This window comes from Achromobacter sp. SD115 (genome assembly GCF_017355315.1).
GTDB lineage: Bacteria > Pseudomonadota > Gammaproteobacteria > Burkholderiales > Burkholderiaceae_B > Achromobacter > Achromobacter xylosoxidans_B.
In genome coordinates, this window is the sequence record NZ_JADIJM010000055.1 from 1 (window position 1) to 354 (window position 354).

1 protein-coding gene is annotated in these 354 nt (G+C 52.5%); it reads right to left on the minus strand.

Translation table 11 applies throughout. The features are described from left to right. Positions 1–140: 140 nt before the first annotated feature. Positions 141–354, minus strand: a 214-nt coding sequence (locus tag IPU70_RS32700; RefSeq protein ID WP_207474200.1) for a hypothetical protein, incomplete at its 5' end; no start/stop codon positions are given.

Sequence of the window (354 nt, forward strand, 5' to 3'; positions counted from 1 at the left end):
AGCCAAGCAAGCACAACAGGTCGGGCAAGAGGATTCGAGCCAGGTCTGCCGCAAAGAGTTCAGAGATGAGCGCCGCGCGGTGATTGCAAGGATTGCAGCAAGTTAGGCAAAAGCCAGTTGCGCAATCTGCAAAAATCGTGTTATAGTCTTGGGCTTGGCAGTTGCCGAAAACTTAGGGTTAACCCTGATATTTCGATAGCTGCTAAAGAGAGGCGGACCTGAAGAGGTCGCGGGCAAGAAAGCGAAACGATGGATGTGACGCTGACTTGACAAGCGATAAAAACTTCTTCATAATCTCGTTTCTCTGCTGCAAACAACGCGGCGCCGGCGAAAGCGGCGTAGCGAAGCGGGCAG